22 protein-coding genes are annotated in these 21,834 nt (G+C 44.3%); 11 read left to right on the forward strand and 11 right to left on the reverse strand.

The features are described from left to right. Together ACFSJY_RS05550 and ACFSJY_RS05555 are read left to right on the forward strand one after the other, a co-directional pair. Positions 1 to 351 (forward strand): P-II family nitrogen regulator, encoded by a 351-nt coding sequence (locus ACFSJY_RS05550; protein WP_386031950.1) that lies wholly within the window; start codon positions 1 to 3, stop codon positions 349 to 351. A gap of 32 nt (positions 352 to 383) precedes the next feature. Next, positions 384 to 752: a CBS domain-containing protein gene (locus tag ACFSJY_RS05555; RefSeq protein WP_386032234.1), complete on the forward strand. Its 369-nt coding sequence runs from the start codon at positions 384 to 386 to the stop codon at positions 750 to 752. A 28-nt stretch (positions 753 to 780) separates the two neighbouring features. Here ACFSJY_RS05555 and recQ read toward each other — a convergent pair whose 3' ends face one another. Continuing rightward, the gene (gene recQ / locus ACFSJY_RS05560; RefSeq protein WP_386031952.1) at positions 781 to 2,592 is read right to left on the reverse strand and encodes a DNA helicase RecQ; all 1,812 of its coding nucleotides are present in this window, start codon (positions 2,590 to 2,592) and stop codon (positions 781 to 783) included. A 141-nt stretch (positions 2,593 to 2,733) separates the two neighbouring features. Here recQ and ACFSJY_RS05565 point away from each other — a divergent pair, with 141 nt between their 5' ends. Both ACFSJY_RS05565 and rarD read left to right on the forward strand, forming a co-directional pair. Continuing rightward, positions 2,734 to 3,189, forward strand: coding sequence for a thioesterase family protein (locus ACFSJY_RS05565; RefSeq protein ID WP_386031955.1), 456 nt, complete (start codon positions 2,734 to 2,736; stop codon positions 3,187 to 3,189). A 64-nt stretch (positions 3,190 to 3,253) separates the two neighbouring features. After that, positions 3,254 to 4,177, forward strand: coding sequence for an EamA family transporter RarD (rarD, locus tag ACFSJY_RS05570; RefSeq protein WP_386031957.1), 924 nt, complete (start codon positions 3,254 to 3,256; stop codon positions 4,175 to 4,177). Here rarD and ACFSJY_RS05575 read toward each other — a convergent pair. The 7 genes from ACFSJY_RS05575 to lptM are packed head-to-tail and all read right to left on the reverse strand — an operon-like array spanning position 4,174 to position 11,304. Then, a complete protein-coding gene (locus tag ACFSJY_RS05575; protein WP_386031959.1) occupies positions 4,174 to 5,427 on the reverse strand; it encodes a diguanylate cyclase in 1,254 nt (417 codons plus the stop codon). The genes rarD and ACFSJY_RS05575 overlap by 4 nt on opposite strands. A 20-nt stretch (positions 5,428 to 5,447) precedes the next feature. Next, positions 5,448 to 7,625: a DNA helicase II gene (gene uvrD, locus ACFSJY_RS05580; RefSeq protein WP_386031961.1), complete on the reverse strand. Its 2,178-nt coding sequence runs from the start codon at positions 7,623 to 7,625 to the stop codon at positions 5,448 to 5,450. Positions 7,626 to 7,634: 9 nt separating this feature from the next. Next, complete coding sequence (locus tag ACFSJY_RS05585; RefSeq protein ID WP_386031963.1) at positions 7,635 to 8,354, reverse strand: HAD-IA family hydrolase; 720 nt, start codon at positions 8,352 to 8,354, stop codon at positions 7,635 to 7,637. Between the two features lie 37 nt (positions 8,355 to 8,391). Further along, positions 8,392 to 9,075, reverse strand: a complete 684-nt coding sequence (locus ACFSJY_RS05590; RefSeq protein WP_386031965.1) for a DUF484 family protein — start codon at positions 9,073 to 9,075, stop codon at positions 8,392 to 8,394. Beyond that, entirely contained in the window at positions 9,072 to 9,902 is an 831-nt protein-coding gene (dapF, locus tag ACFSJY_RS05595; RefSeq protein WP_386031967.1) for a diaminopimelate epimerase, read from the reverse strand. The genes ACFSJY_RS05590 and dapF overlap by 4 nt, the downstream gene beginning before the upstream one ends. Positions 9,903 to 9,919: 17 nt before the next feature. Further along, the gene (gene lysA / locus ACFSJY_RS05600; RefSeq protein WP_386031969.1) at positions 9,920 to 11,167 is read right to left on the reverse strand and encodes a diaminopimelate decarboxylase; all 1,248 of its coding nucleotides are present in this window, start codon (positions 11,165 to 11,167) and stop codon (positions 9,920 to 9,922) included. After that, positions 11,167 to 11,304 carry an LPS translocon maturation chaperone LptM gene (lptM, locus tag ACFSJY_RS05605; RefSeq protein WP_386031971.1) on the reverse strand — a complete coding sequence of 46 codons (138 nt, stop codon included), beginning with the start codon at positions 11,302 to 11,304 and terminating at the stop codon, positions 11,167 to 11,169. Before lptM ends, lysA begins: the two co-directional genes overlap by 1 nt. A 128-nt stretch (positions 11,305 to 11,432) precedes the next feature. Here lptM and cyaY point away from each other — a divergent pair, with 128 nt between their 5' ends. Genes cyaY through ACFSJY_RS05635 form a run of 6 tightly spaced genes read left to right on the forward strand, consistent with a single transcriptional unit; the run spans position 11,433 to position 18,049 of the window. Beyond that, complete coding sequence (cyaY, locus tag ACFSJY_RS05610; protein ID WP_386031973.1) at positions 11,433 to 11,753, forward strand: iron donor protein CyaY; 321 nt, start codon at positions 11,433 to 11,435, stop codon at positions 11,751 to 11,753. Between the two features lie 8 nt (positions 11,754 to 11,761). Then, positions 11,762 to 12,688 (forward strand): hydroxymethylbilane synthase, encoded by a 927-nt coding sequence (gene hemC / locus ACFSJY_RS05615; RefSeq protein ID WP_386031975.1) that lies wholly within the window; start codon positions 11,762 to 11,764, stop codon positions 12,686 to 12,688. Beyond that, on the forward strand, positions 12,675 to 13,439 hold the full coding sequence (locus tag ACFSJY_RS05620) for a uroporphyrinogen-III synthase (protein WP_386031977.1): 765 nt from the start codon (positions 12,675 to 12,677) through the stop codon (positions 13,437 to 13,439). The genes hemC and ACFSJY_RS05620 overlap by 14 nt, the downstream gene beginning before the upstream one ends. After that, entirely contained in the window at positions 13,429 to 14,691 is a 1,263-nt protein-coding gene (locus tag ACFSJY_RS05625; RefSeq protein WP_386031980.1) for a uroporphyrinogen-III C-methyltransferase, read from the forward strand. Before ACFSJY_RS05620 ends, ACFSJY_RS05625 begins: the two co-directional genes overlap by 11 nt. 2 nt (positions 14,692 to 14,693) lie before the next feature. After that, complete coding sequence (locus ACFSJY_RS05630) at positions 14,694 to 15,875, forward strand: heme biosynthesis HemY N-terminal domain-containing protein (protein WP_386031982.1); 1,182 nt, start codon at positions 14,694 to 14,696, stop codon at positions 15,873 to 15,875. Positions 15,876 to 15,880: 5 nt separating this feature from the next. After that, positions 15,881 to 18,049 (forward strand): diguanylate cyclase, encoded by a 2,169-nt coding sequence (locus ACFSJY_RS05635; RefSeq protein ID WP_386031985.1) that lies wholly within the window; start codon positions 15,881 to 15,883, stop codon positions 18,047 to 18,049. Between the two features lie 62 nt (positions 18,050 to 18,111). Here the strand turns inward: ACFSJY_RS05635 and fre are convergent, their stop codons facing one another. From fre to ACFSJY_RS05650, 3 genes are all read right to left on the reverse strand, one after another. Continuing rightward, positions 18,112 to 18,807: an NAD(P)H-flavin reductase gene (fre, locus tag ACFSJY_RS05640; RefSeq protein WP_386031988.1), complete on the reverse strand. Its 696-nt coding sequence runs from the start codon at positions 18,805 to 18,807 to the stop codon at positions 18,112 to 18,114. A gap of 7 nt (positions 18,808 to 18,814) precedes the next feature. Beyond that, positions 18,815 to 20,299, reverse strand: a complete 1,485-nt coding sequence (ubiD, locus tag ACFSJY_RS05645) for a 4-hydroxy-3-polyprenylbenzoate decarboxylase (RefSeq protein WP_386031990.1) — start codon at positions 20,297 to 20,299, stop codon at positions 18,815 to 18,817. An 83-nt stretch (positions 20,300 to 20,382) separates the two neighbouring features. Beyond that, complete coding sequence (locus ACFSJY_RS05650; protein WP_386031992.1) at positions 20,383 to 21,141, reverse strand: substrate-binding periplasmic protein; 759 nt, start codon at positions 21,139 to 21,141, stop codon at positions 20,383 to 20,385. Between the two features lie 158 nt (positions 21,142 to 21,299). On the opposite strand from ACFSJY_RS05650, the gene ACFSJY_RS05655 reads away from it, so the two are divergent. Continuing rightward, entirely contained in the window at positions 21,300 to 21,788 is a 489-nt protein-coding gene (locus tag ACFSJY_RS05655) for a hypothetical protein (protein WP_386031994.1), read from the forward strand. Positions 21,789 to 21,834: the final 46 nt, after the last annotated feature.

Genomic DNA, 21,834 nt, shown 5'->3' on the forward strand with positions numbered 1-21,834 from the left:
ATGCGTTTTAAAATGATTATCGTATTTGCTGAGGAGGCGATGACTGATGCGCTCATGGATGCAGCCCGCGAAGCAGGCGCAACTGGCGCAACAGTTATCAATCATGCACGTGGAGAGGGCCTAAAGCAGTCTACGACCTTCTTTGGGCTGACTTTAGAAACACAACGAGACGTGCTGCTTTTCCTCGTTGAACAACACCGAAGTCGTCATATCCTCGAAGAAATCGCCAGAGTAGGCAAATTTGACGAAGAACCAGGCACTGGGATTGCCTTCCAAATAGATGTTGAAGATGCTGTCGGTGTTAAACATCAAATCAGTGAACTTAGTGCAAGTGTGGAGAACGAACTGTGAATGCAAAAACGCCGGTAAAAGTGAGTGAGGTGATGACCTCAAATTACGTCAAACTTGATGGTATGCAAACCATTAGGGAGGCGCTAGAAGCGATGCGTGCAAATGACGCACAAGTGGTGATTGTCAATAAACGCGATAAGCATGATGCGTACGGCATATTGTTATTGTCTGATATTGCCAAACAAGTACTCGCTAAAGACCGCTCAGTGGATAGGGTGAACATTTATGAGGTGATGTCGAAACCCGTCGTTTCCGTGCCACCTGAAATGGATGTTCGCTATGTCGCAAGACTGTTTGACAAGTTCGGGCTAAGCTCTGCACCGGTTATCGATTCAGAAGAGATTCTCGGTTTAGTAGGCTACCAAGAGTTGCTGTTAAAAGCCTTCGATCAATTCGAATAGTTCGCTGAACGAATAAACTAAGTTCGATCTAACTTTGGTGCTCTTTAATGAGCGCCAAAAATGGTTTGCCATAGCGTGCCAATTTAGTATCACCAACACCGCTAACTCTCAACATCTCACGCTCTGTTTTTGGTTGCATTCGCGCTAGCTCTGAGAGTGTCGCATCATTAAACACGATAAATGGTGCAATATCCTCAGCATCCGCAATATCTTTTCTTAATGACCGTAATTTTGCGAATAATTGGCGATCGTATTTCGTCGTTGATGCTGATTTTTGCTTCCAGTAACTTGCTTGCTGTAGTCGTGGCGTTGCCAACATCAAGACTTCTTCGCCTTTAAGCACTGGACGTGCTGCTTCCGTTAACTTTAAGCTAGATTTTTGCTCAATGTCTTGCTGAAGAAAGCCCAAATGAATCAATTGGCGAATGATAGCGTACCAGTAACTCGGGGACTTTCCTTTGCCAATACCAAAAGTAGAGACTTTTTCATGGCCATTCTTTTGAATATTAGGTGTTATCTGTCCCAGCAAGACTTCCACCAAATACTGAATATCACCTTGCTGGTTGATACGGAAAACACAAGACAGCACTTGCTGCGCCACTAAGGTTGCGTCGAATTCACTCGGTGGATCGAGACAGATATCACAATTACCGCAGCGAGATTTGGTATGCTCTGCAAAGTAATTCAAGACGACTTGGCGACGACAATTCTGCGCCTCAACAAACCCTGTTAATGCTTGAAAACGCTGTAGTTCAACTTCTGCGCGTTGCTCATCCTCGTGATCTTGGATGCGTTTTTTAATACGCTCGATATCGTCTTCATCACACAAAAACAATGCTTCGGCAGGCATACCATCACGACCTGCTCGGCCAATTTCCTGATAATAAGACTCGATTGTTCTTGGCGGCTCAAAATGGACAACGTAGCGCACATTAAGCTTGTTGATACCCAAACCAAACGCTACAGTCGCAATAACAACTTGAATGTTGTCCTTAGTAAAGCCGTCTTGCACATAAGCGCGAATCTCAGGCTCTAAACCGGCATGATAGGCCGCACAATTAATACCCGCTTCACCAAGGTATTTACTCAGTTTTTCAACTTGCCAACGGCTACTGCAATACACTATTCCACAATCGTCCTTCCGCTGCTTTATGTAGGACAGAATTTGCTTTTGCCCATTATATTTTTCAGCCAACGTGAAACGAATATTCGGTCTATCGAAGCTATCTAAATGCACGTATGGATTGACCAGTCCAAGCTGCGTGAGAATATCTTTGCGTGTGGTGACATCAGCAGTTGCTGTTAATGCCATCACTGGAATATGTGGAAACTGGCGTTTTAAACAACTTAGCTGTGTATATGCCCGCCTAAAGTCATGACCCCATTGAGAGATACAGTGGGCTTCATCTATTGCGAATAAACGAATGGGCAAGCCATGCAGGCCCTCTAAAAAGTAGCGTTGTGTCAATCGCTCTGGCGCAACATACAACAGCTTAATTTGACCCGCAGCCAGTTGTTGGAATATCTGGTTAACTTCAATTTGCGTCAAACTCGAATTGATAAATGCGGCTGAAATGCCTTGTCGTGTTAAGGCATCAACCTGATCTTTCATCAATGAAATAAGCGGAGATACGACAATAGTGATGCCCTGCAGCATCAAGGCTGGTAATTGGTAGCACATTGACTTACCACCACCTGTTGGCATCAACACTAAGCAATCGCGGCCAGCCAACGCTTCCGAAATGATCGCTTCTTGGCCAGAGCGAAACGCATCGTAACCAAACGCATGTTTTAGCGTGGAATGTAATTCTGCCGACGGTGGCACAGCAAGAGCGGACAAAGAAGAAAACCTACTAGTATTATTCGTTTGGTATTTTATCCCAAGCCTACGTATTTCCCTAGTAGGCCTATTAAAATATTTTTCATTTACTGATAGTCTACTATTGCCATACAGAAGACATCTGACCAGATAGAGATAAATATGGATAAACATCAACGATTTGCTTTGGTTGCCCAATTGTGGAATCAAAATATGCCCTTTAATCAATTACTCGGTTTCGAGATTAGCCGCTTTGATGACGAGCGCTCAGAAATCAGTTTTTCTTGGCAGGACAAATTAATCGGTAACCCAATGCAAAAAATCCTGCACGGAGGCGTTACTGCATCAGCATTGGATCTTGCCGGAGGTGTGGTAGCTGCGGCCAACATCATAGCCAATATGGACGAGGTCAACCCTAAAACTATTCAAGAAAATATCTCTAAGCTAGGCACGATAGACCTGCGCACTGACTTTCTGCGACCAGGACGCGGCGAACATTTTGTTGCCTCAGCACACATTATTCGCAGCGGTAGTAAAGTAGCGGTCGCTCGTATGGAGTTACATAACGAACTTGGCGATCACATTGCCTTTGGCACTGGCACCTACATGGTAGGCTAATAGCTATTGCGCTTACGGACGTGTTAGAATTCGCGTCCTTTTAATCGGCTTTCCTTACCTTGCCATGTCGACATCATCATCGAACACCTCTAATGCCGGTATTTTCAATGCCGTTGCCGCCTACTTTATGTGGGGTTTGGCGCCCATCTATTTCAAACTGTTAGGTGATGTCGCTGCAGCAGAGATCATGATCCACCGTGTTGTTTGGGCATCATTGTTATTGTTGGTTATTGTCGTACTTATTAAAAAATGGCCGCAGTTTGTCGACATTATTACGTCGCCAAAAATCATGTTGCGATTATCCATCACAGCAGGTTTTTTGGGTGTTAACTGGTACATGTTTATTTGGGCAGTCAACAATGATTACTTACTAGACGCCAGCCTTGGCTACTACATAAACCCCTTGCTCAACGTTGCGCTTGGTATGATTTTTCTCGGAGAGCGACTACGCAAATGGCAGGCTTTTGCCGTTGGACTGGCCGTTGTGGGTGTCATGATTCAAGTGATTCTATTGGGCACCCTGCCAATAATTTCACTTGCTCTTGCCGGCACTTTTGGCGTTTATGGTTTGCTTAGAAAGAAGCTGCATGTCGACTCGTTTGTAGGCTTATTGGTTGAGTCACTTATGATGCTACCAATTGCACTGATTTATTGGCAGTTCTTTGTCGCCAGCCCGACAGGAAATATGTTTGAAAATAGCGCTTCATTAAATATTACGTTAATGATGGCGGGGGTTGTCACAACAGCACCATTACTTTGTTTTACGGCTGCCGCTAAACGCCTGACACTCGCCGCATTGGGCTTTTTCCAGTATATCGGCCCAAGCTTAATGTTTTTGATTGCTACATTTGTTTATATGGAACCTCTGGTGCCAGCTAAGCTGGCGACCTTTGGCTTTATTTGGGCGGCGCTTGTTATTTTTAGCGTCGACTCAATTCGCGCAAGAAAGGCGCGAAAAGGGCAGGTTAATCAATCAGCCAAGACTTAATCGTCTTGGCCTGAGACACTCACTTGGTTACGGCCGTTTTCTTTTGCAGAATACAATGCCTGATCTGCTTCATTCATTTGAGCAGCTAAGGCGCCTTTACCATTAAAGACAACCCCGATACTGACAGTCATCGAAATTTGCTCCCCTTCATAAGGAATAACTGAGACTGAAATATCACGGCGCAAATCATCTAACCGACCGTATAATTGGTCTTCATCAACACCGGTCATCAAAATAGCAAACTCTTCACCGCCGAGTCGCGCCAGCATGGCGCCACTGAAGTGTTTGCGCATGTAAAGCGCAACCACTTTTAATACATTGTCGCCCGCTTCATGGCCATAGTTATCATTAATTTTCTTAAAGTAATCAATGTCTAACATCGCTAAGCAATAAGGCGTTCCGGCATTGATGTATTCTGGGATTTTCTTTTGCCCGAATTGTATGAACGCACGGCGATTAGGCAGGTCTGTTAGGTAGTCGGTATTTGCTGCACGCTGGATTTGCGCAATGTTACTCAAGTTTTCGATATTTTGCGTTACACGACAGTAAAACTCTTCAGGACAGAAAGGTTTACGTAAGAAATCATCGGCACCATTTTTAATAAAGCGTGCAGAATGGACTCCGTTTTCAGCACCTGAAATACCGATAACCGCTAATTTATCACGGTTGTAACGTTTGCGAATTTCGTTAGTCAACTCTATGCCGTCCATGTTTGGCATTTCCATATCAGTAATAACCATCTTGATATTTGAGTGTTGCTCTAACACCTCCAAAGCTCTTACACCATCATTTGCGCTGAATACTTTGAAGTTGCGTCGTTTTAACAACTCAACCACATGGTTTCTTGCCGCAGAGCTGTCATCAACCACTAACACGCCATTGTCGCTGTTGATCAGCTGCCAATGAAGAATACGCTTCAAATAAAGGAACGCTTGGCTGTTTTCTTTGGGAATATAATCGACTACCGGCAACGATAAGATTTTCTGACGAGTTTTCTCGTCCATCTTGCCCGTCATAACGACACCTGGAATACCATGAGACAATACACATTCGATCGCCTCACCATTTGGCGCATCGGGCAATGCATAATCTATGGTTGCCGCGAAGAATGAAGCCCCACCTTGAAGAAGGCTCTCAACTTCCGCTAGGTTATAGGCAACGGTGACTTCAAACCCCAAAGCTTTACCAAGCTGTTCAATAACCTTGGCTATTGCTTTGCTGTCTTCAACTACTAATAGACGTTCCGCCATCTGCACTCCTAACCTTTTACTTAATCAAGTGCGGTAAGATTCGCATAGGCGACCACCAACCACTTAATTCCTACTTGTTCAAAATTGACTTGAATGCGGCTTTGCGCACCCGCGCCTTCGTAATTCAACACCACACCTTCGCCAAATTTTTGGTGAAGTACGCGTTGCCCAAGACTAAAACCTGAATTATCAAACGCCTCTGTAGTAAATGTAGACGAAAATCGGCCACTTGCCGCAGGTCTTGCCACTTGGCTTTGTAATCTGATGTCTTCTACACACTCTTGAGGCAGTTCTCGCAAGAAGCGACTCGGCTTATGGTATTTCTCTTGACCATATAATCGGCGGCTTTCGGCATGACATAAATATAATTTTTCCATGGCGCGGGTCATACCCACATAACAAAGCCGTCTTTCTTCTTCTAATCGCGAAATATCTTCCTGCGATTGTTGTGAAGGAAACATACCTTCTTCCAAGCCTGCAATAAAGACTAATGGAAATTCAAGCCCTTTTGCCGAATGCATTGTCATCAATTGTACAGCCGGCTCATATTCATCGGCCTGTGATTCGCCGGCCTCTAACGCCGCATGTGTCAAAAAGGCGGTAAGCTTAGTTTGTTCTTCTTCAAGCTCAGGCTCTAATTCAAACGTCTGGCATGCAGTGACAAGCTCGTTTAAGTTTTCAATACGTGCTTGCGCACGCTCGCCTTTTTCAGCTTGATACATGGCTTTTAGACCACTGTGACCAATAACAAAATTGACTTGTTGATCGAGATCTAGATTACACGAATCATCTTCAAGCTGGTCAACCAAGTTCAGGAAGTTCGTTACCGCGTTGGCGCTACGACCTTTCAGAGACTGCTCTTCCAGCATGTGTTTGCACGCTTGCCACAACGTCGTCTCTAATGATTTAGCGGCGTCACGAATAATGCCAACCGTTTGGTTACCAATACCACGGGTCGGCGTATTGATAATGCGCTCAAACGCGGCATCATCATCACGATTATTAATCAAACGCATGTAAGCCAGTGCATCTTTGATTTCTTGACGTTCGAAGAAGCGCAAACCACCGTAAATTCGATAGGGCAACTGAGATTGTAATAGTGCTTCTTCCAGTAAGCGTGATTGGGCGTTGCTACGATATAGGATAGCGACATCATCTAGCGAACCGTTTTCTTCGCGCCAGCTATTGATTCGACCAGCAATAAACCGCGCTTCATCGATTTCGTTGAAGGCCGTATAAACAGAAATTTTGTCGCCTTCAGCGTCCTGAGTCCACAGATCTTTACCCAAACGATTGTTATTATTAGCAATAAGCGTATTGGCTGCTTTGAGGATGTTGGCTGTAGAACGATAGTTTTGTTCTAGGCGAATGGTTTCAGCGCCCGCGTAATCAGACAAGAAACGTTGAATATTTTCAATTTTGGCACCACGCCAACCGTAAATAGATTGGTCATCATCACCAACAATCATGACCTTGCTTTGTTGCTGTCCCAACAAAGTTAACCAAGCGTACTGAATCGAGTTGGTATCTTGAAATTCATCAACCAAAATGTGCTTGAAGCGCTGTTGGTAATGCTCAAGCAAGGCAGGGTTGTTTAGCCAAAGTTCGTGTGCACGTAATAAAAGTTCCGCAAAATCAACCAAACCAGCACGATCACAAGATTCCTGATAGCTTTGGTAAATGTTGATAAAGGTTTGCTCTGTTGGATCGTACCCAGCTTCAATATGTTTCGGCCTTAAGCCTTCATCTTTTTTACCATTGATGTACCATTGTGCCTGCTTCGCAGGCCACTTCTTTTCATCAAGGTTTAGCGCACGGATAGTACGTTTGACGAGTCTAAGTTGGTCGTCAGAGTCGAGCACCTGAAAACTTTGCGGTAAATTCGCTTCTTGAAAGTGCATACGCAGCAGTCGGTGGGCCAAGCCATGGAACGTGCCTATCCACATCCCAAACACATTGCCGCCTGTAGTCTCTTCAACACGCGCCTTCATTTCTGCTGCCGCTTTATTGGTGAAAGTCACGGCTAAAATGCTATGTGGAGAAGCTTGTTCGATGCGCATCAACCAGGCAATACGATGCACCAATACGCGAGTTTTGCCACTGCCAGCACCTGCCAATACCAACATATTTTGCAAAGGCGCAGCAACGGCATCACGTTGTTTGTCATTTAAACCGTCTAAAAGATCGGAAACGTCCATCAAGTACTCTTAAATAATATGTTCTAGCTGTTCTACAGCGGTTAATTCTATATGTGGCAACGTTTTTATCGGGCGCCCAACGTCATAACATGAAAGCCAGGCTGTCTGCATACCGGCTCGCAAGGCGCCAGTAATATCAGCGAAACCACAATCGCCTACGTGCAAGATATGCTTCAACGGAACATTAATGTTATTACTCGCTGCTTGAAACATATCAATGTGTGGCTTTTTGGCTAAGCCATTTCCTGCATGATAAATAGCGTCAAAATAGGACGTTAAACCTATTGCGTCAGTGTCTACATTGCCATTACTAATCGCAACGACGGGCATTTTAGTGCGCAACTTTGCCAATAATGCCTTACTGCTCTCGGGCACGGTAAAGTCGCTTCGCTTTGCCATGAAGAAATCAAAAGCTTGTTGCGCCATCTGTTTTGCGCGAATGTTATCATGACACAAGGCAAAAATACCGCGTGTATATGTATCTAGGCGAAGTGCAGTAACATCATGTTTCAACTGGACATTATCGTTAATGGCGGCGTGTCGAAACGGTCGCCAAAAGTTACGATCAAAGGCAGCTGGTGGATTCGACAATAGCGGGCTTAAATGTTGCTTAAAGTACGCAAGCATAGCTTGCTCTGTAGCAACCATCACAGGACGGTTGCTATATAAAGTGTCGTCTAAATCAAAGCTTATTGCTTTAATTTGACCAATGCGTCGATAAAACTTCACTAAATTAGCTGGCTACCTCTTCAGGGACGTGCGTTTGTTAGCCGGCTAATTGCTGATACAGCAACTTAGACACTAGCTTCTTAAATTGGCTTAACAACAAGGTGTCCATGCGCGGATCAAAGTGATCAGCATCATTACTGCTGATCGCGATAAACCCAAGCTCATGCGCTTGATGCGTCAAGCGAATTAACACCACAGAGCCCGCATCTGTCGTATTAAAGATAAGTTGCTGCTCTTTCTGTTGCAAGCGGCCAAAATAGTAGTCTTCTTTACTCAAGCGCGCTGAAACAACATCACTACAGTCATCAACGGTGATGCTTGGGTGTTCCGTCGAGAACTCTGGTGTTAGCCACAAGCGCAAGTTTGATAACGATAACAATTCAAGCGTTGCGCGCTTCAACACATCCAACAATTGATCAAGGTCTACACAATCAATAAGTTGCAAATACAGATCGCTGTACAAGCGGAAAAGGTTTTCATTGTGGTTTGCCACAGACATTAAGTGTGTAATTTCTTCTTCTAGTGTGTGCACTTTTTGTCTTAGTTGCTGCTGTTGGCGTTCTACCAACGAGACCGTACCACGCTGATTATCTTGTAATCGCAACGCATTAACTAGCTCAGGATTACGATTAAAGAACTCAGGATTATCTTCTAAAAAACGAGCGACCAGCTCGTCAGTTAACGGCAACTCGTCTGAAGAGACTAAGTTTTGTTCATTCATATATGCATTTGTCCATCAAAAACATGGGTGGCTGGGCCTGTCATCTTCACTGGGTGACCAGGACCTTTCCAAAATATTTTCAGTTTACCACCAGGCAACTCTACGGTTACCTGACGATTTAATTTCTTTTGTGTTTGACCGATAACAACGGCCGCGCAAGCACCGCTTCCACATGCCAGTGTTTCACCTGCACCGCGTTCATAAACGCGCAGTTTTACGTAGTCAGGTGATACCACCTCCATAAAACCTATGTTCGCTTGTTTGGGAAAGCGCTCATGCACCGATAGCTCATGACCTAACGTCTCTACCGGTGCCGTGCTTACATCATCAACCGTTACTACACAATGTGGGTTACCCATAGAAACAACACCACATAGCACGGTTTCTTCTTCTGCACGCATGATGTAAGTCCCTTCAACTTTTTGTGCATTGAAAGGAATCTGCTTAGGTTCAAATTGAGGAGTGGGCATATTCACCGACACTTGACCGTCGCGTTCGATATACAGCGTCATTTTGCCCGTTTGCGTGGAAACACGAATTTTATTGCGGTTAGTAAGCCCTTTAGCACGGACAAATCGCGCAAAGCAGCGAGCACCATTACCACATTGTCCTACCTCACTACCATCGGCATTAAAGATGCGGTAATGGAAATCCAAATCAGGATCGTAAGGGGGTTCGACGACCAGCATTTGGTCGAAGCCTACACCAAAGTTTCGGTCGGCGAATTTTTTAATTTGGTCATTTGGCAAGTACACATTTTGGGTCACATTATCGATGACCATAAAATCGTTACCCAACCCGTGCATTTTTGAGAAATTTACCAGCATTACTCTCGTCTTTATTCTTAGGGAAGCAAATGCTCGCCTTGCCACAACTGCTCGATTGTTTCACGTTCGCGAATCAATGTGCTTTTTTCACCATCAACCATCACTTCTGCAATGCGCGGTCGACTATTATAATTAGAACTCATGGTAAAACCATAGGCACCTGCGGAGCGCACTGCCAGAATATCACCTTGACTGATCGCTAGCTCTCTATCTTTACCTAAGAAGTCACCTGTTTCACAAATAGGGCCAACAATATCGTAGTTTTTGGTCGCTACGCGCACCTGTTTATCTACCGGAATAATGTTTTGCCAGGCTTGATACAAAGAAGGTCTCAGCAAATCATTCATGGCAGCATCAACAATAGCAAAATGCTTATCTTGATTGGTTTTTATAAACTCTACTTCGGTCACCAGAATACCCGCATTCGCCATAATGGCCCGGCCAGGTTCATAGATAAGGGTGAGCTCATAACCAGCTAGTTTTTCGGCAATCGCTTTGGCCCATTCTTTAGGGTGCGGTGGCGTTTCGTCGTTATAGCAAACACCCAAACCTCCACCAACATCAATGTGGCTCAATTTAATGCCTTGCTCTGCAAGGGTATCAACGAGCAGCAATACACGGTCCAGTGCATCGAGAAACGGTTGAACTTCAGTCAGTTGCGAACCAATATGGCAATCTACACCTTTAATATCGATATGTGGCAACGTGGCAGCGTGTTGATAAATGCTAGGGGCTTCATCAATGGCAATACCAAATTTGTTTTCTTTCAGACCAGTAGAGATATAAGGATGTGTACCCGCATCAACGTCAGGATTCACTCGAAACGAAACCGGTGCTTTACAATTCATCTGCGCGGCAACATCGTTGATACGGTCAAGCTCAGCTGCTGACTCCACATTAAAGCAATGAATACCTTGCTCAAGTGCATAACGAATTTCTGCCGATTTCTTACCAACACCAGAGAACACCACTTTTTTAGGGTCGCCACCTGCAGCAATCACTCGTGCTAGCTCACCTTCTGACACAATATCAAAACCCGAGCCTAGGCGAGCCATAACGTTTAGCACCGCCAAATTACTGTTAGCTTTTACCGCGTAACACACCATATGAGGAAGATTTCCTGCGGCTTGATCAAATGCATGCCAATGGCGTTCAATGGTGGCTCGAGAATACACATAAAGCGGGGTTTGATACTGCTTCGCAAGCGACGCTACTGAGCACTGCTCAGCATGTAAGTCGTCACCCTGATATTGGAAGTAATCCATCAGTGTTGCTCCGATTGCTCTTCGCTTGGTGTATTAGGTTGTTCTGGTGTTTGATATAGAGAACCTTTGAGGCCGCAACCCGCAAGAAAAAGTAAAGTAAATAAGCCTGTTAAATAGGGTTTTAGTCGCATTTTCATTATTATTTCTGAAGCCAACAAGTTTTAGGACAAAAGTTGCATTCATCCGCTGGAATTACGGCAGTTGACTGGTATTATACGCACATGCATATCAACTAATACAAGTCTTATCATTCGGGATTTTATAAATGAACGATAGCCAATACAATTTCATCGCTGATGAGTTGCTTCTCGCCGTGGAAGAAGCCATTGAAGATTGCGGTACAGACATTGACTACGAAGGCGTCAGTGGCTTACTGGAATTGAGTTTTAAAAACGGCACTAAAATTATCATTAACAAGCAAGCTCCACTGCATGAAATTTGGGTGGCAACGAAATTCAATGGTCATCATTTTGCTTACCAAGATGAACAATGGATTGATAAGCGCGGCGGAGATGAATTTTGGCAGTTTTTGTCTGCCGCAGTTAGCAAACAAGCTGACACCGACATTACGCTCGAACAGCCATAAGGTGTGATATGACAACAGTAAAAATAGCAACACGTAAGAGTGCGCTAGCTTTATGGCAAGCAGAATACGTAAAAGCACAGCTCGAAAAGCATCACAGTGACATCACTGTTGAGCTTGTACCTATGACGACTAAAGGTGACATCATTTTGGATACACCGTTAGCTAAAGTCGGCGGCAAAGGGTTATTCGTCAAAGAACTCGAAGTAGCAATGTTGGAAGGGCGCGCTGATATCGCCGTGCATTCAATGAAAGATGTGCCTGTCGACTTCCCAGAGGGTTTGGGCCTCGAAGTTATTTGTCCACGTGAAGATCCGCGTGATGCATTCGTTTCCAATACATACAACTCGATTGATGATTTACCCAAAGGGGCGATCGTTGGCACCTCAAGTTTACGTCGTCAGTGTCAGTTGAAATCGCAGCGTCCAGATCTTGATATTCGAGACCTTCGAGGTAACGTCAACACACGATTGCGTAAACTAGATGATGGTGAATACGATGCAATCATTTTAGCGGCTGCCGGCCTCATTCGTTTGGAAATGCCAGAACGCATTAAGGCATATATTGAGCCTGAGCAAATGTTACCAGCAAACGGTCAGGGCGCTGTTGGCATTGAATGCCGTACAGACGATGAAACAATAAAAGAGTTACTTGCCCCACTAGAAGACAAAGAAACGCGTGTAAGAGTGTTAGCAGAGCGTGCCATGAATAAAGCATTGGAAGGTGGCTGTCAGGTACCGATCGGTAGTTATGCTATCGTTGAGAATGATGAGCTATTCTTGCGTGGTTTAGTGGGTTCGGTAAATGGTGACGAAATTATCGAGAGCGATATCACAGGCTCTATTGCTGAAGGTGAGCAGCTTGGGGAAAAGCTGGCACAAACACTCCTCGGTTTAGGCGCAGATCGCATACTCAAGCAAGTGTATGGCAGTAACTAATCGTCATATATTAGTTACTCGCCCTCAGCCTCAAGCTGATCAATTAGCTAGCGAGCTGACGCTCGCTGGCTTTCAAGCAACATGTCAACCACTCTTTCACTATCGCACGAATAAGCAAGCAAGCCTTCCAAATAATCTTGCTTGTAAAGACAACGATGCCATTTACATTTTCGTTAGTCGCGCGGCAGCAGAACATGCAAATCAAATAAAGCCTCTCAAGCTGTGGTCGATGCGACACGTCTTTGCCGTAGGCAATGCTACGCAAAACGCATTACATGCCTATGGTATTGACGATGTTATTGTACCAACCAAACATGATAGTGAAGGCTTACTTTCGCTAAAGCAGCTGAATAGTAATGACATTGCTAATAAAAACATCTTCATTGTGCGTGGCAACGGCGGCAGAGAATTATTGGCAAATTCCCTGACCATACGCGGTGCTAATGTTCAATATATCGAAAGTTATCAACGTGAATGGCTGACATTACCCGCAGGTATTAGCGATACTTGGCGCGCGCGGGGCATCAACACCCTTTTGATTACCAGTAACGCTTTACTTGAAAGCGTTGTACAATTAACGGAAAGTGGTGATAACTTCTGGCAAAACACATGCTTATGGCTCGTTGTAAGCGAAAGAATTGCCAAAAATGCCAAACAAGCAGGAATAAAGAACGTCTTATGTAGCCAAGGGGCCAGTAATCAGGCCATCCTGGATGCGTTGAAAAATTTGGAAAGCCCATATGACAGATAATACTTCTTCTCAACAAACAGAAGACAAGGCAATAGACAGCAAGCCGGAAGAAAAGCCAACAGTCCAAGAAAAAAAAGCTAGCCGCCGACCGGCTCCAACCCCTTCGGCAAAGAAACGATCTAAAACCGCTATTTTAGCGTTACTGTGCTCAGTAACAGCATTGGCAGGTCTTGGTGGCGGTTATGTTTGGCAAAACGAAAAACACTTAGCCTTGATGCAAGAGGTGTTAGATCAGAACCAAGCACAATTAGACCGTTCAAAGCTCGAAATTGAGCGTCTCATTACACAGCAACAAAATTCGACATTATCAAGCGCTAGTCGACTGACTAATGATGCCTTAGCGCCAATACAAGACAAAATCGCTAACCTTGAAGCCACAACAACGAAACTTAACCAGCGTAACGCCACAGACTGGCTAATTCATGAAGCGGAATACCTGATTCGTGTTGCATCACGCACGTTATGGCTTGAGAAAGATGCCAATGCCGCAATTGGCTTGTTAAAGGATGCCGATCAGCGAATCAAAGAACTTAACGACCCAGAATTTCTGCCGGTTCGCCAGATTATTGTGCAAGATATTGAAACACTGAAAGTGTTACCTGAATTGGCAACGCAGGACGTCATTATCAAGCTTATGGCGCTAAGCAAGCTGGTAGAAGAATTACCGATTGCTATGGCTCACCTGCCACAGGCGGTTGAGCAAGAAGCAGACTTCGAGCTATCTGAAACCCCTTCTTTCGACAACTTATCAAAAACGTGGGACAAATTTGTCGCAGACTTTATCACGGTTCGTCGCAGAACGGCTAATGTAGAAGCTTTACTCACCCCCAGTCAGCAAGACACTTTACGCCAAAATCTGCAACTCAAATTACAGCTGTCACAATGGGCGGCTAGCCAATATCAAGATACGTTATATGATCAAACACTGAATGAAGTACAGGGTTGGTTAGAGGACTACTTTGATATGGACGATGCAAAGGTAGCAAATTTCCACCAAGAAATTCAGCTACTTAAAAGTGAGATTGTTAATCTCAGCTTACCAAGTCGACTCGATTCACTGAAAGCGATTCGCGCGGTATTGAAAGACAGGCCACAGCAAATTGAAAGGCTTATCGAGCAAACTGAGCCAGCAGCGCCAGCCTCAGAAGCTGAAATTAAGGGTATTCCCAATAGCACGCCAGATTTAAACGCGTTACCTTACGAGCCAAGTGCAAGTGATGATGATGCTACAGACGGTAGTGACGGAGCATAAATATGATTAAAATCATTCTGATATTTATCATTTTCTTTGCTGCAGTTGCTATCAGCCCGGTGCTCATCGGTGAAAAAGGCTATATATTGATTGCGATGGGCGATATAACAATAGAATCATCTGTTGTGACAGCAACGTTGTTTTTAATCGTGCTATTTGTTGCGCTGTTAATGAGCCTTAAAGTATTCAAAGGCGGTATTAACTTCAGCCTTGGTGCATGGAATCGCATAGCATTTGCAGGTAAACGTCGTGGTGAGCGAGATTACCGTAAAGGGATTGCAGCATATTTGCTTGGCGACTTTCAACAGGCTGAGCACCTTCTTGCCAAAAGTGCGGAACCAAGCAATCAACAAGATACAGCGTATCTCATTGCCGCAAAAGCTGCGCAATCACAATCTTTGGAAGCTAACGCCTCACATTATATTCAATTACTTGAGCATCATCAGCAAAGTAACGACAAGGCCAGTTTAGAAAGCGTGCTTATTCAAGCTGACTTGCTGCTTGCGCAACAGAATTTTACCAATGCACGTGAGCTCATGGACAAATATCACAGCTATTTGGGCCAAGATCACCGGTTACTGGCACTGGAAATAAAGCTTTGCTTACAGGAAAAAAATACCGATGCTGCAATTGAGTGGGTGAATAAAGCTGCAAAAACAAAAACATTTTCGGCCCCCTTGCTCAGGGAATTAACCTTTGCCGCTTACTTACAAAAGTTCACTGAGGTAATTGGCAAACAAAGCAACACTGCCCTGCATGAATATTGGGACAAACTGAGCCGTAAAGCAAAACAAGATACACAAATTATCGCAGCGTACTGTCAAGTGTTAGCGAGCAACGGGATGACTGAACCTCTAACAAAATTATTAGTGCCAGTTATCAAAAAAGGCGTTAATACACCGCTTATCAATCAAGTGAAAACACTGACGATTCATAAACCTGCGGAGTTAATTAGCGCGGTGCAAAAGCATCTACAGCGCGATCAGCATAATAGCTTTTGGTTGAGTTGTCTGGGGCATTTTGCCAACGCAGGTCAAGACTGGCCGCTAGCAGAAAGAGCCTTTAACTCGCTGGCAGGTATCCCTGATACAACACTGTCCGACACTGATAAACGGGGATACGCCAAAGCGTTAGCGAACCAAGAAAAATTTAGAGAAGCGACGCAAGTTCTGCTAACTGAGTAACGTTAATGACAATAGCACTGCCCAATAAAGCCATATCTGCATACTATCCTTTGATATATGCAGTTGTGCTGGGCTTGCTAGGCGCTGTCCTTAACACGTTGTCTTTTCCGTTTCTGCCCGAAGTCCAATTAATTTTTGGTAATGCGGTCTTCATTTTGGCCGCCATGTCACTCAAGCCGCGTTTAGCACTATTAACGGCAATACTTGCGGTTACCCCCCTCTATTTTATTTGGGGTCATCCTTTCGGCTTTGTTACCTTCGGGTTGGAAGCACTTATCGTTTCTTACTTGCGCTCTCGTGGCACCTATACCTTATTTGCGGATATTCTTTATTGGTGTGTTATCGGCATGCCACTTACTGCGCTATTAATTTGGGTAACCTCGACAGAGGTCAACGTCTATTGGCTATTCATTTCTCTAAAACAGGGCTTTAATGGCGTCCTTTACGCATCTATCGCCTGTATTGTCGCGTTTCTCCTCGATACCAAGCTAATATTTTCTTGGCGACAACAACCTGCAATTAAGCGCGGTATGCAGCAACAGTTAAATTACGCTATGGTGTTGATGACCTCTTTGGCATTGATCGCGTCAACCTTGGCAATCAGTCGTGGCCTGATTCTTTCTTCACAAAGCATCGTAGAAACAACGTTAGATGATAGAGCCAAAAAGTTTTCGGAAACCCTGGATGTATATTTAAACAACCAAAAAAGTGCACTGACAATTGCTGGTAACTGGTTAAGCTCTACACCAAAAGACCAATGGCAGTTTGCGTTAGAACAGGTTCATCAGAGCTATGCTGGTTTTATTACCATGTTAGTCGCTGATGAGACTGGGGAGATCATAAACGCAAGCCCAGCTGCTCGAATGAGAAAGCCTGGCGGTCGTTCAGTTAAGGACCGCGATTATTTCCAACAAGCCATTATTGGCCAGCCTCTATACGTATCGCCTGTATTTAAAGGCCGCGGTTTTGGCAGTGATACTATTGTCGCGATTAGCACACCTATTTATGGCAACGACTCAAGCACACAACCAATCGGTATCGTAGAGGGTTCTGTCGACTTGATGTTTATCGGTGAAATGGCGAGCAGTAAGTTTGGCGATGAACAAATTAAAATTATCGTCACCGATCAGCATGACAATGTCATCTACGCACATAAAGACTTTATGCTGGAGCCACTTTACCTATTTGATTATCAGTATATTGTTGATAGTTCAGCGCAAGACAGAATTGTCTTAGATACCATTGATAACTTTCAATTTGCCTACTCTCAAACTGAGTCGGCCGATGGATGGAAAATCTATGCGCTTATCGATTACCGCGTGACAGTCGAAGAAATAGAGCGTGAATACTTAATGATATTCATGAGTTTACTTATTACCCTCGCCTTGACCACAGCAATGTCTCAGCAGTTTGGTAAGCGCATTACCAGACCTTTAAATTTCATTATCAACCAAGTCAACAAATACGATAATCACACCATAGAGAATTTTGAACCATTGCACCCTAACGCCGCTTCAGAAGTCGATCGACTATATAAAGTATTGCAGTCAGAAAAGCGGGCGATTGATGAATATCAGCAAAAGCTAGAAGAGAAGGTCAGAGAACGCACCCAAGCGCTTAATGATGCCAATGAAAAGCTGACTGCATTAGCTTTGATTGACGGCCTAACCAAAGTCCATAACAGGCGTTATCTTGACGAAAACTTTGCATTAATCCAAAAGACTGCACAACGGAATATGGCGTTAATGTCGGTGGTTATGCTCGACCTTGATCACTTTAAGCTGCTTAACGACAAATACGGCCACCTTACCGGCGATCAGGTACTTAAAAAAGTAGCTGAGCTTATTGGTCAAGAATTTAGCCGAGAGACCGATAAAGTCATTCGTTTTGGTGGTGAAGAATTTGTGGTCATTGCCCCCTATATAACAGCCGCTGCACTGGCACAGAAGCTCGAGTCGCTGCGAATTAGTATCAATGAATGGCAATTCAACTCCGCTGATGGTGAACATTTTCATACCAGTGCAAGCTTTGGTGCGCTTATCGCTGATGCAGACTACGAACAGAACTTGTTGAGGTGGATAAAAGTTGCGGACGAAGCCTTATATAAGGCGAAAGACACAGGGCGAAACCGTGTGATTATTAGAGATAGGATAGCACGAGCAAGTAAGTCTTAAATCAACGTTGACTTACATTGCTCGCGACTTTGTGTATGTCGGTTTAACGAATTGTTGTACGATTAAATAAACGCAAACGCATCTGCATACATATGTTCTTTAACCGCACCTCGTTCGATAAAGTCGTCGCGTACAATGCCAACCATATCGAATCGACCGGCTAAATAGATATCGTAAGCTTCGAAGTTGGCGATATCGTTCATGGCCACTTGGTGAACTAAACCTACTTTGCCTGGCCACTGGCCATCAGCTTGCTCAGCAACTGGAATAAACGTCGCCTGAGGTAACGATTCCACAACAGCTTTTGTTTTGTCTAATTCAAAGGCGGCTTCTGCAGAGCGTAGGCCCCAATAAACCGTTACTGGACGCTCACTGTTCGTATTAGCTAAATGCTCAAACATTGATTTGATATATGAGAACCCTGTACCACCCGCCAGTAAAAGCAGTGGACGCTGACTATCTTCACGCAAATAGGCATTGCCCATTGGCATTTCAATCGTGACGGATTCGCTTGTTTTTAAGCGCTCAATCGCTTGCATTGCGTAACTGTCTTCGCCAAATGCTCCGATTTGTAATTCAATCAAGGCGTCACTAGGTGCACTGGCGATAGAGAATGCACGTTTGTCATCTTCAGCCATGACAAGATTCAAGTACTGACCTGGCTTAAAGTCAACCTGCTCTGCAGGTTTTAACATCACCTTGTAAACGTAAGGCGTAAGGTTACTAATGTCAGCAACCTGACACTCAATGGTTTTCATCTAATTACTACTCTTTGTTTGTTGGTGGCAATATTGCGAGCTCTTGCCACATCTCATCTACTTGTTTGGTGATATCTTCATCCATGACAATAGGTACACCCCATTCACGATCAGTTTCACCCGGCCATTTGTTGGTTGCATCCATCCCCATTTTTGAGCCAAGGCCCGATACAGGCGATGCAAAGTCTAAATAATCAATGGGCGTATTTTCTACCATTAGCGTGTCACGCGCAGGGTCCATACGTGTTGTCATAGCCCATATAACATCTTGCCAATCACGCGCATTTACATCATCGTCACACACTATCACAAACTTAGTGTACATAAACTGGCGCAAGAAAGACCAAACGCCCATCATCACACGTTTGGCGTGTCCTGGATATTGCTTTTTCATGGTCACAACCGCTAAGCGATATGAACACCCCTCAGGAGGCAAATAAAAGTCAACTATCTCTGGGAATTGCTTTTGTAATATCGGCACAAACACTTCGTTGAGTGCCACACCAAGAATAGCAGGCTCATCAGGTGGACGACCTGTGTATGTGCTGTGATAGATAGGCGCTTTGCGCTGTGTGATATGCGTTACTGTAAATACAGGGAAGTCATCCACTTCATTGTAGTATCCCGTATGGTCACCGTAAGGTCCCTCAGGTGCTAGTTCATCTGGGTCGATATAACCTTCAAGTACGATTTCAGCAGAAGCTGGTACCTGTAAATCATTACTCACACACTTAGCAACTTCGGTTTTACTACCACGTAGAAGCCCAGCAAAAGCATATTCAGACAAGGTATCAGGCACAGGGGTTACCGCCCCCAAAATAGTAGCGGGATCTGCGCCTAGCGCAACAGATACCGGGAATTTTTCGCCTGGATGTTCTTTTTTCCACTCTAAGAAATCAATCGCACCACCACGATGAGACAACCAGCGCATGATGACTTTGTTTTTACCCAGTAATTGCTGACGATAAATGCCTAAGTTTTGTCGCTCTTTATGCGGCCCTCGGGTAATCGTTAACCCCCAAGTAATTAACGGCGCCACGTCGCCTGGCCAGCATTTTTGAATGGGCAATTTGGTCAGATCAACGTCATCACCCTCTAGCACAAGTTCTTGGCAAGCAGGCTTTTTCACCTGCTTAGTTGGCATATTGAGTACTTGTTTGAAAATGGGCAACTTATCGAGTGCGTCTCGAAATCCTTTGGGAGGCTCAGGCTCTTTTAGCATGGCAAGCAACTTACCTACGTCACGCAGTGCATCAACGCTGTCTTGTCCCATTGCTAATGCAACGCGCTCTGGGGTACCAAACAAATTGGTAAGTACTGGCACGTCATAGCCTACTGGATTTTCAAACAACAATGCCGGACCGCCAGCTCTAAGTGTTCTGTCGCTTATTTCTGTCATCACTAAATCAGTAGAAATAGGCTGCTTTATACGTTTCAGCTGCCCCAATTTTTCTAACTGATTGATGAAATCTCGTAAATCGCTGTATTTCATATTTTTTATATATATTTATCTATCGCGTGATTATAGCGTGCTCACCATTGAACAGCCACGGCATAATACGCAGTAATCGCGTCCTAAGATGCTACATGATCGAATGCTAACGCAATTTCCGCAACAATTTCGCCTTCATCTCGGAGCTGTTGGTAGGCTTTTCTGATTTTATCGACAATATCTTGTGAAGTGTTTTTACTTAAGGCGAAATACAGTTGAGTAGCTGGGATGCCCACTGGCGCTATCGGCTTTATTTGTGAACAATCTTTATTGAACTTTACACACGACGCTTTAAAGCTAGCGACATTGGCGGTGAACAAATCAATGCGTCCAGAGAGCAGTTTGTCATAATTTTGGCTAGGGTTGGCAACATGGTACAAACGTTCAAAACCATTAGCTCTCAAATACTGATAAGTAGCACTTTCTAAGATGCCACCAATACGCATGTGCTTGAACTGTTCCGCTTGGTATGCGTTTTCAGGAAATTGGTCTTCATGACCGTAGAAAAAGTATTGCAGCTTCATTAAAGCACCAATCCAGTGAAAAGCATCTTCTCGTGGCTGCGTGCGTGCAATAGAAAAAATCAGTGTGTTGGGTTTCGTTGTTGCCAAGGTATAGGCTCTAGCCCATGGCAGCACATCAATTCGATAATCAAGCTGCGCTCGCTCAAGCACCTTAACAATCACATCGGTAGCAGGTCCCTTTAACTCACCGCCTTCCATATATTGCAGCGGATAAGCGTCTTCTGTCACCACATGAACCGTTACTTGCTCTGCCCACACCCGAGGTGTGGTAACTAACATAACGACAATGTATATCATGAACTGACAAACTAACTTCACACGTATCCCACTTAAACAACTAGCTGGCGCCTCGAAAGGTGCGCAGTCTACACAAATAATTACATCTTGTCGTTTACTTTTTAAACACCAGAAATTAACAACGAGGCAAGTATCATTTACAGTGTTGTAATGTGTTAGATGAAAAGGTCTATATATTCATGCGCTTACTAATTTTGTCTTTTTTGTTCGCATTAAGCTTACCGCAGTCAGTGCTAGCTTGTGAAAAAAAGGAATATCGACAATTCGACTTTTGGCTGGGTGAGTGGCAGGTGTCCAATAGTCAAAATAGCCAAGTCAGTAGCAGTAAAATTTCATCGATTAATAACGGCTGTGGTATTTTGGAAGAGTATTCCACACCTACAGGTTTTGAAGGTAAAAGCCTTAACATTTACGATAAACAAAAGGGTAAATGGCATCAAACCTGGGTTGATAATAGCGGCTTGTTGCTGCAGCTAGATGGTGAATTCAAAGATGGGAAAATGGTGTTACAGGGCACCACATATGACGCCAAGGGCATAGCAACCCTTAACCAAATTAGCTGGCAACAATTAGAAGATGGACGGGTAAACCAAACCTGGAAAACAAGTGCAGACAACGGAAAGAATTGGCAAACCTTGTTTGATGGCTACTACTCGAAAGTAAAATAACTTTGTCGTTTTTTTTCAACAGACAAAAACGCCAGCATTAAGCTGG

It is taken from the genome of Thalassotalea euphylliae, assembly GCF_042682785.1.
GTDB lineage: Bacteria > Pseudomonadota > Gammaproteobacteria > Enterobacterales > Alteromonadaceae > Thalassotalea_F > Thalassotalea_F euphylliae.